The organism is Streptomyces sp. H39-C1 (assembly GCF_027158125.1).
Lineage (GTDB): Bacteria > Actinomycetota > Actinomycetes > Streptomycetales > Streptomycetaceae > Actinacidiphila > Actinacidiphila fildesensis.
Map to the genome: position 1 here is coordinate 2,213 of NZ_JAPVLS010000158.1, position 8,997 is coordinate 11,209.

General features: G+C 67.8%; 9 protein-coding genes and 1 pseudogene. 8 read left to right on the top strand and 2 right to left on the bottom strand.

Features of this window, described 5'->3' with window-relative positions; translation table 11 throughout:
- Window positions 1–20: 20 nt before the first annotated feature.
- Both O3W51_RS45730 and O3W51_RS45735 read right to left on the bottom strand, forming a co-directional pair.
- Entirely contained in the window at window positions 21–1,301 is a 1,281-nt protein-coding gene (locus O3W51_RS45730) for an alpha/beta fold hydrolase (RefSeq protein WP_269289861.1), read from the bottom strand.
- 601 nt (window positions 1,302–1,902) lie between these two features.
- Window positions 1,903–2,184, bottom strand: a complete 282-nt coding sequence (locus O3W51_RS45735; protein ID WP_198359220.1) for a hypothetical protein — start codon at window positions 2,182–2,184, stop codon at window positions 1,903–1,905.
- Window positions 2,185–2,288: 104 nt separating this feature from the next.
- Between O3W51_RS45735 and O3W51_RS45740 the strand changes: the two are divergent.
- The 8 genes and pseudogenes from O3W51_RS45740 to O3W51_RS45775 form a co-directional block, all read left to right on the top strand.
- Window positions 2,289–2,807, top strand: a pseudogene (locus tag O3W51_RS45740) (hypothetical protein); the annotation flags it as partial.
- A 579-nt stretch (window positions 2,808–3,386) separates the two neighbouring features.
- Window positions 3,387–3,863 (top strand): hypothetical protein, encoded by a 477-nt coding sequence (locus tag O3W51_RS45745; protein ID WP_198359219.1) that lies wholly within the window; start codon window positions 3,387–3,389, stop codon window positions 3,861–3,863.
- A gap of 485 nt (window positions 3,864–4,348) precedes the next feature.
- On the top strand, window positions 4,349–4,489 hold the full coding sequence (locus O3W51_RS45750; RefSeq protein ID WP_198359218.1) for a burhizin family lasso peptide precursor: 141 nt from the start codon (window positions 4,349–4,351) through the stop codon (window positions 4,487–4,489).
- A gap of 227 nt (window positions 4,490–4,716) precedes the next feature.
- Window positions 4,717–6,492: an asparagine synthase-related protein gene (locus tag O3W51_RS45755; protein ID WP_269289865.1), complete on the top strand. Its 1,776-nt coding sequence runs from the start codon at window positions 4,717–4,719 to the stop codon at window positions 6,490–6,492.
- Entirely contained in the window at window positions 6,473–6,730 is a 258-nt protein-coding gene (locus tag O3W51_RS45760) for a lasso peptide biosynthesis PqqD family chaperone (RefSeq protein WP_269289867.1), read from the top strand. The genes O3W51_RS45755 and O3W51_RS45760 overlap by 20 nt, the downstream gene beginning before the upstream one ends.
- Window positions 6,727–7,167, top strand: coding sequence for a lasso peptide biosynthesis B2 protein (locus O3W51_RS45765; RefSeq protein WP_381589051.1), 441 nt, complete (start codon window positions 6,727–6,729; stop codon window positions 7,165–7,167). Before O3W51_RS45760 ends, O3W51_RS45765 begins: the two co-directional genes overlap by 4 nt.
- A gap of 351 nt (window positions 7,168–7,518) precedes the next feature.
- Window positions 7,519–8,487, top strand: a complete 969-nt coding sequence (locus O3W51_RS45770) for a recombinase family protein (RefSeq protein WP_269289868.1) — start codon at window positions 7,519–7,521, stop codon at window positions 8,485–8,487.
- A gap of 52 nt (window positions 8,488–8,539) precedes the next feature.
- On the top strand, window positions 8,540–8,704 hold the full coding sequence (locus O3W51_RS45775) for a hypothetical protein (protein WP_198359215.1): 165 nt from the start codon (window positions 8,540–8,542) through the stop codon (window positions 8,702–8,704).
- Window positions 8,705–8,997 lie beyond the last annotated feature (293 nt).

An 8,997-nucleotide genomic window follows, 5' to 3' on the forward strand; every position in this document is an offset into this window, starting at 1 on the left:
TTGAACGTCGTGAAGTGTGATCACAGCGGCCCCTCGGTATCGTCCACCTTGGTCGCGTCGTATAGCTTTTCGATGAATCTGCCGGGGTTGGTTGTCTTGAGTTCCTCGATGAGCTTCTCGGTGCCGGGGAAGGGACCCGTCAGCGGAGAGGAGGGCTGGTACTGGACACGCTTGTCCTCCAGCGCCTGGGAGATGCGCACGGGGACGGTGATGGCGAGGTTCGGGTTCATCTTTTTCAGCTGGCGGTTGAACTCCTGCTGGTCGGCGTTGGGGTTGTTGATGTATCCGGTGCCGGAGCCGTCGGGGCCCGCACGGAACTGCTCGTTGCCCCGCAGGCTGCCGAAGAGCTTTTGGTCGGCGCCCAGTTCGGCACGGGACAAGTTCCACACCTGCGGCCAGAACTCGAACGCATCGTCCGACAGGACCTGACCGGGATCGATGATCTTGATGGATTCGGGGTCCGCGTCAGCGTGGTCGGCGGCGGATCCGGCGATGGCGCCCGCCAGGAACAGTGCCGAGAACGCGTAGCCGGAGTTCTTGAAGACGTTCGCCAGGTTGGCGCTGGCCTGGATGATGTCGAAGGGGTGGTTGGCCGGGGCGATCGCCGCGACGCCGACGAGCCCGTCCACCCGGCCCGGCGCGTTGGCGGCGGCGAACAGGGCGGCCTGCCCGCCCTGGGAGTGCCCGACGATGGCGAACATCTGGGAGATCTCGTCGCGAAAGAGCCGGCGGGCGGCCAGCACGATGTCCAGCGCGGCGCGTGCCTCGGACTGGCCCAGCAAATAGGGGTGGAGCTTGTCGTCGGGGCCCAGCCCGGTTCCGGTGCCGTCGTCGGTACCGGTCCCCAGCGCCTCGTAGTCCGTCATCGCCACCGCCCACCCCTGGTCCAGGAAGCGGCCGAGCATCGCCTTGGGATAGGCGTTCATGGGGGACGCCCCGGTGTCGCCGGTGTCCCGCGACGGCGCGACCCGGTTCGCGCAGCCCACCGTGCCGTGGCACCAGGTGATCAGCGGGTAGCCGCCCTTAGGGACCGGGTGCGCCTGACGGTCGGGCAGGACGATGATGCCGGAAGTCGCCACCGCGGTCGGGTTCTGGCCCGCGCTCTCGGACCGGTACAGCACCAGCCAGTTCTCCCCGCCCCCCGGCACCGCGAAAGTGTTGACCAGCGGCCGCAGGTAGAGGGGGTCACCGACGGCCGCCCCGGACAGCGAATCGGGCCTCGTGAAGTTCGTGTAGAACGCGTCATCGCCGCCGGCAGGGGTCTGCTCGACCAGCTTCTCGATCAGGGCCGTGTCTCTCATGGGCTTCCCTTCAAAGGAACCGCACCACCACGCGACCGCTCAGTCCAGGTATTGCTAGGACTGAGCGCACACGCCCGGTGCAGACGAAAACAGGTCATCGGTCGGGGCCTTCTTTGCTGTGCATCGACAACGCAGCGCCGCAGCCGACGGGAGGAAGGCAGCGCGCACCCGCAGCTGCTGGTGACAAAGCGCCGCAACTTTCACGCCGTCAAGCTCCGCATGCCACAGTCGAAACCGGACCAGGCGCCAATGGTGATGCGCAGGTACAACCCGCGCCGGGTGGAGAAACTCGCGGATCCGGATGACGTCCTTGCTCGAACGGAACCACCGCGCGAGATCCGCGACGCGGAGGTATCGCTGACCACCACCGCGTCCAGCAGCCGGCGCAACCCGGCCGGTCCACTGCGCAGCACCCCCCGTTGTCGCCATGGTGCGCTGAGACCTTCTCAATCCGCGCGTACTGGACGGCGAGGCCCCCGACGGCGTCCGCCCCTACCGGGGCGTGTGAGGTCGTCGCTCCCGTTCCCCTTGATCCGCAGCAGCCAGCAAACAGACCGCAAGCAGCAGGAGCGTAGACAAACCCACGAGGGGCCTGGCGTGGTCAGCGTTGGTCGTTGACCAGTCCGTTGCTGACGGCCCAGTCGTAGTTGTCCACTTCGAATCCTGGGAGGCCCGCGCCGACACCACCAACCTTCGCGTGGAAGACCGCGCCTCCCTGGCACGACTGGAAGACGGCAATGTCGTTTTCGCCCCGCTGGAAGAAGGACCCCGCATCCACCGGATTGAGGAGGCAGTCGCCGCCGGTGAAACCGACGAAGGACACGTCCCGGCCGTTGACCCAGTCCCAGGTCGAGCGGTCGTTGATGTCGAACCCGTCTGCCATGGTTCTCCTTTCCGGGCCGAAGGCCAGTCCCCCGCCCCTGTCATGATCTATCCAGGCGACCAGCCCGCCAACCCTCGCCCGGGTCGAGCACGTGCACTCTTTTGGCGGACAGCGAGCCGGAGTTCGTGACCTACCCGTGGTCGGACCGCTGCCTGATCGACCTGGCTCCGTCCGGGCACCAGTTCATGACCGTGGACCACGGGCAGGCGGACGTCGCCTTCCACGACCACCCCAACGGGGATGTTCTCTTCACCCTCCCCGTCGAAGCCTTCGGGTACGACCCGGAGGAGTCCTTCGTGGAATGGAGCGGCGGCTACCTGACCGAGGACACGGCCATCGTCACCCTGGGTGGTGAGAGTCAGGACGAGGAGGAGTGGTTCCGTTACCACCTGGTCGACGTACGCACGGGCACCCTCAGCGGCGAGTTCACCGTCGAGGCGAGCAACCCGTACGAGCTGGTGCCCCTGGGCGACGGTTCCTGGCTCACCGGCGGCCCCGGCGGCGACCCCGTTCGTTGGTCCAGCGCTCCGCAGCCGTCGGCACCGCCGCACCAACCTCTCCATACGAGAGGCAGCAACCGTGACGGCAGACCCCCGAGTGCCGCTGATTCCTCAGGCGCCTGAAGGCTTGAGCCGGCGAGCTCGGTACTTCGTCGAGGTGATCGCCACCATCAGTCACGCATCGTGACCAAGGCGGATCTCGGCCCGCCAACTATCACCCTCAAGATCCGCCAACCATCTCCCTCCACCTGCCGGCGACCTGCACCGAAGAGAGCATCACCCGCCAACTATGATCCTCGGTCACAGTGCTGCGACCGAGAGTCGTTGTCGGACGACGACAGAACGTCAGTGGCTGGCGACACGAAATGTCAGCGGACGGCGACATGAGGTGTGTCAGTAGGCGGTGACGGCTCGGCGAGCATCCGCAGGCTGTACGCGACGTTGTCGTCGAGGACGTCGACGATCTCACCGCGGGCGACCATGTCGGCGGCGGCAAGGGCTTCGAGGGCCTGGCGCTGCGCGGCGTCGGCGGTGTCGATCCCGCCGTCGACCCAGACGCGCAGGAGGGCCTCGCGAACCGGCGCACTGACAAACCCCTGCGCCGGACTGGCATCTGGGCGTTACCTGGCAGTACCTGTCTCGTTGATCTTGCGTACTTGTACACCGATCGGGCCTTTGTGCCTGCTAGAAGGGTGTCCCACCATGATGAAGATCATTTGTTGCAGAGCTACCCTCGTAGCCGTATCGGCGTGCTTTGCTTCCGCTTCGACGTTCGCTGCTGCCCCGGCGTTCGCGGTCGAGGGACACGTCGCTGCTACGTGTGGACAGACCGTCGAGGACTGGGCGGACACTGGTGTGCTCGGTCTCTACACGGGCACAGGGGAAGCGGCAGGTGGGGGCGAGGGGCTGCCTACCGAGGTCGGGGTGGCGGTCTCGGGCGACAAGGCCACGCAATTCGCCCCCGGCAGGGTGCCGCTGCTGTCCTCGTTGGTGCCCGCGACATTCACACCGGGGGTCGGCTACACGTGGAAGAACTCTGCGGGAGACCCGTACTCCTTCACCGAACCCCAGTGCACTGACCTCAACGCGCCCACGCGAGTGACCCAGGCATACTTCGAGACAAAGAGCGTCGCCAGCCCTGACAGTTCCACCACTGCCATCGTGAACCGCCAGCCGTAAGAAGCACCTCGCCCTTGGCCGCTCCACCCTCTACTGAACGCTCGCCGCGTACGACGAAGCTGCGGCCATCACTGCCACACCCCGTGTCGCCGACCACTGACAATCTCGTGTCGTCCGACAGTCGTTGATCTGTCGCAGCGAAGGTTGAGCATTCTCATCGAAGATTGAGCGGCCGTACCGTGGATGTCCCGTCGCATCGAACTGCGTCTTGTCGCATTGATCTGTGTGTCGACCTTGCGGTGGCTAGGGCCGAGACAGGTTTGAGTGACGGTGTCACGCTTTGGGCTCTCGGTGGAACTACCTGCCGCACGATCTCCCGCCCCGCGGGGCGACGTACTCCTACTTCGCGAAGTAGCGGGACGACGGTGGGTCGATCAATCACACGGCAGATGGGTTTGAGGGGCGATCAGCTCCTTCTCTCCAGGTTGGGGTGTTAATACCTGAGAGAGGCAGGTTTCCGCCTGCTCATGTGTAAGGGAGACGCTGTGGACGCGACGTTGCGTATCGAGCCGGCTGACATCTATCAGAGCCCGCTGATGGTCGAGGTCGGAGACTTCACCGAACACACCCAGGGCGCTGTCGGCGACAAGAATGAGGCGGGCTTCGGCAAGTACGACGACGACTGACAGGCGGGTGCGATGGCCGCTGGGTTAGGGCCATGGGCGGTACCGGCGTCGGACTGAGCCGCTGCCGGAGCATGTTCGGCCCAATGGGCGGGCGCGGCGAGTCTGCGCCCGCCCCTTCGAGGGGAAGGTCCTTGGGCGAGGTGTCGGCGGCTTGGTTCGTCGTGGTTCCGGATCGGGCGATGGCATCCGATGGTCTTGCGCGATTGCGAAGCCACGCTCCGCAGAGCGTGCCGCACACCTCGGGACGACCGTGGCTGTTCGGCCGCTGGCAGAAGGAGCAGTGGGCGTTCGCCTCGGCCGGCACGTCCCTGCTGGCCGTGGCCGGGCGGTGTTCGCTCACCGCACAGGATCTGAGTGCCCGGTTGAAGAGCGTGCGCGGCCTGCCAGATGTCGAGACGGCGGTGGCCGGCGCTGCCGGCAGCTTCCATGTGCTCGCGTCCATCGACGGGCGCAGCTATGTGCGGGGGAGCGCTTTCGGGACACGCCGGCTGTACTGGGCGACGGTTGAGGGGGTGACGGTGTGCGCGGACCGTGCCCGCACACTGGCCTGGCTCACGCATGCGGTGGTGGACACCGGCCAGCTCGCCGCCCGCATTTCGACTGTCGACCCGCTGCCCCATCCTTTGGCCGGTGGCTCGATGTGGGGCCAAGTCCATGCCGTCGCGCCGGGCCGGGCACTTGTCCTGGAACGGGACGGGAGCCACCACACGAAGGTGTGGTGGCAGCCGCCCTCAGCGCACCTGCCTCTCGCGCAGGGCGCACCTGCCCTGCGCGATGCGCTGCGCGAGGCGGTGTTGCTGCGGGTGCGGCCGGGGCAGGTCCTGGGGGCGGACCTTTCCGGTGGCATGGACTCCACCTCGCTGTGCTTCCTGGCGGCCGAGGCCGGGGCCCGCCTGGTCACCGCCTCGCTGCACAGCACCACCCCCGGCAACGAGGACCGGCACTACGCCCCGTATGCCGCACAGCGCCTGCCTGGCTCCCGGTCTCTGGCGTTCACGTTCGCCGAGCTGCCGGGCTACTTCGCCGGGCTGGGCGAACGGCACGATCCGGCCGACGAGCCCACGGCCGTGACACGGGGGCGGGCCCTGCAGGAACACCTGGCCCACGCATTGCGCCACCGGGGTGCGCGACTGCGCCTGACCGGATACGGCGGCGACGATGTCCTCCTGCCTCCCCGGTGGTCGTATCTCCATCCGCTGGTGCGCCGCCATCCGGTCACGGCGCTGCGGCACGCGGCCGGGTGGGGAGCGCGGTCGCGGTGGCCGCTGGCGACCACCGCGAAGCTGCTGTTCGACGGCCGCTCCTACCGCCGCTGGCTGGCTGCCACCGGCAGCCGACTGCGCGGACCCGCCGCCGACCGCCCCAGCCTCGACAGCTGGGGCATGGGGCCGCGTCTTCCCGCGTGGGCCACCGACCATGCTGTGGACCTCCTGGCCGGCCTCCTGGACTGTGCGGCGCGCGAATCACACCCCCTGGCCGTGGACCGCGGCCTGCACGCAAGGGTCCACCAGGCAAGGGAAGCGGGCAGGATCGCCTCCCTCTTCCTGCACGACTCGACGGTCGACGCCCTGCCCGCGGAAAGCCCGTTCTGCGACGACACGGTCATCGCCGCGTGCCTGGCGGTACGCGCCCAGGACACCACCAGCCCCTGGAGCTACAAACCGCTCCTGGCGGCAGCGATGGACGGCATCGTCCCCAACTACCTGCTGGAGAGAGTCACCAAGGACCACGTCACCCAGGAATGGCACCACAGCCTGCGACAGCACCGCCGCGACCTCGCCGACCTCGCCTGCAACTCCCACCTGGTCGCCGCCGGCATCGCTGACGAGAACGGGCTGCGGCGCGTGCTGCACAGCCCCGAACTCCTCACCAGCCATACGCACGGCCTGGAGCAACTCCTGGCAGCCGAACTGTGGCTGCGCGACCTCGCCGCCCACCCCCTCCCGGCCTACCTCACCACTACCGCACCCGAGGAGCACCCCGTTGAGCCGACTGCGCGCTGATGTCACCTGCACCGCCACCCAAGACGGCATGGTCCTGCTCGATCACCGCACCGGCCGCTATTGGCAACTCAACGCCACCGGCGCGACCGTCCTGCAGGCATTCCTGGACGGCTCCACGCCCCAGCAGATCACGGACGCCCTGGTCCAGGCACGCCCCGTAAGCCGTGAGCACGCCGAAGCCGATGTCAACGCCCTGATCGACCATTGCACCCGCGCCGGGTTGGTGAGCGCCCCGTGAGCCGACAGACACTCGACACCAGCAAAAACCACCCCCCGCCACTACGCCGGCTGGCTGCCCACACCGCTGTCGCCGCCGCCCGGGTTCTCGCGCACCTGCCCCCCGCACGTCTCCTGGCGGTACTGCGGACCGCCCGCCGGGGAGCGCGGAGCGCCTCCTACGACACGGCGCTGACCGCCCGAGGGGACGTCACCGCTGTCAGCGTCCTGTGCTCGGGCCGCTACTGCCTTCAACGCTCCCTGGCCACCGCGCTGCTGTGCCGCATCGGCGGGACCTGGCCCACCTGGTGCACCGGAGTACGCACCTCCCCCTTCGCCGCCCACGCCTGGGTCGAAGCCGAAGGCCAACCCGTCGGCGAACCAGCCGACACCGCCACCTACCACACCATGCTCACCATCCCACCACGCTGGGAGGGGTTACCCAAAAATAGGAAATAATGCAGCTTTCATCCCTGCACGAATTCATGCCCTTTAGTTGATTAGTTGGCCTTCTCCCCATCCGCAGTGGATGGACCTCCGCCCGCCTGTGTCCAGCCCTCGTATAGCTGGCGCCAGGCGTGAGTAACGTTTCGTAGTCGAATCTGACCATGCGTGATGGCACGGCAATTAGCGGCATGGCGAAGCGGGGTGACCGTGCATTGTCGTTCTCACAATCGTTCCTTTCCCGGAGCAAGATCAAGAACGGTCGGCGGAGGCGGTCCGGATCGCGGATTCGCTGTCACAACTCGTTCTCACTCAAAAATTGAACCAGGCATGTTCTGGGAATTGTTTGTGACAGTATCCCGGGTCATGACGGACCCTCACACCGCACTCGCGTCCGAAGCGGACGACGTCGAGCGCCACCCCTGCCCACGCTGTCACGCAGCGCCAGGTTCACCCTGCCGCTCCCGCTCCGGCGCGGTCGCCGGGACCTATCACACCGGCCGCTTCACGAAGGTGCCCCGGCTCGCGAAACTCCTGCGCGTGCCCACCCCCGCCGACCGCGGCCCCGGCCAACCCTGGCGGCCCGGCACCCCGATGCCGGCGCCCGTCGACCCGGACACCCCGACCGCGGACATCCGCATCGGGTACGCGAGGTGCTCCAGCCTCACCCAGGAACTCCAGTCACAGCTCGACGCGCTCGCCGGACACGGCATCCCACGGGACAAGATCTTCTCCGAGAAGATCAGCACCCGGGTGCGGGTGCACCCGCAGTTCGAGGCCGCGCTCGCTGCGGCCCGCGAGATCAAGGCGCACGCCCCGCACTGCCGGGTGATTTTCACGGTGAACGAGATGAAGAGGCTGGGGCGCGACGCCGCGGAGCTGACAGCCCTGGCCGACCACCTCACCGCGCACGGCCTGGTGCTGGAGATGCTCGCCGGTCCCCTTCAGGGGATGTACGACCCCAGCGGGCCGGGACGCCTGCTGTTCGGGTTCTTCGCGGCGATGGCCGAGACGGAGCGCGAGAACATTCGGGAGTCCACCCTCGAAGGACTGGACGCCGCAGCACGCAAGGGCAACCACGGCGGCCGGCCCCCGGTCATCACCGACGACATGCTGCACACCGTGCTCCGACGCCGCGCGAACGGCGAGACGGTCGAGGACATCCAGCCCGACCTGCTCATCCCCACCGGCCGCCGCAAGGGACACAGCCCCAGCCTCTCCAGCATCTACCGGGCCCTGGCCGAGCACGAGAAGGCCCAGGCGTACCCCGAGGCCGTCGAAACGGCGCACGCCGACTTCGCCGCTCTCCAGCAGCGCGACCGCAGCCCCGTGTAGTCACTCAGCGTTACTCGCCACCTGGCGGCAGCTATACGAGAACTGGGCCCAGTTGCCCACCGCGGACCGCGTTGACCCGCTCGCCCACGCCGTCGAGGCCCTGGTGGCTGCTGCTGTGGCCGCCCGTCGCCGCTTCAACTCCCGGACGCACGACCTGTGGCCGCACATCGCGGTCCTCACCCGTGGCCGACTGCTCGCGCCCGCCCCGACTGGCTGATCCACCAGCGCCGTTCCTGGCTGCCGCCTGCCCATACGCCGATATCAGCCCCGCCGGACAACCGGTTGGCGCCGTGACCGAGGCGGTCCTACGCATCCGTGCGGCACCTTGCCGACAACAGCGACACCTTGCCGACGATGCCGCCCGATTCGCCGGATTCTTCGTCGGCACGGTGAACGCCTGCTTCGTCGGCATTTTCAGCGTCGCCCAACATACGCCGTGCCCGGCTCTCTCGGTGAGCTGACGGGGCCGGCGAGCGGACACGTCATCCTGCCCACGTCCCTGGACTGGTC

What these genes read in the sequence shown, in the direction of transcription:
- O3W51_RS45730 (WP_269289861.1), bottom strand. Translation starts at nt 1,301, where the DNA reads ATGAGAGACACGGCCCTGATCGAGAAGCTGGTCGAGCAGACCCCTGCC.
- O3W51_RS45735 (WP_198359220.1), bottom strand. Translation starts at nt 2,184, where the DNA reads ATGGCAGACGGGTTCGACATCAACGACCGCTCGACCTGGGACTGGGTC.
- O3W51_RS45745 (WP_198359219.1), top strand. Translation starts at nt 3,387, where the DNA reads ATGATGAAGATCATTTGTTGCAGAGCTACCCTCGTAGCCGTATCGGCG.
- O3W51_RS45770 (WP_269289868.1), top strand. Translation starts at nt 7,519, where the DNA reads ATGACGGACCCTCACACCGCACTCGCGTCCGAAGCGGACGACGTCGAG.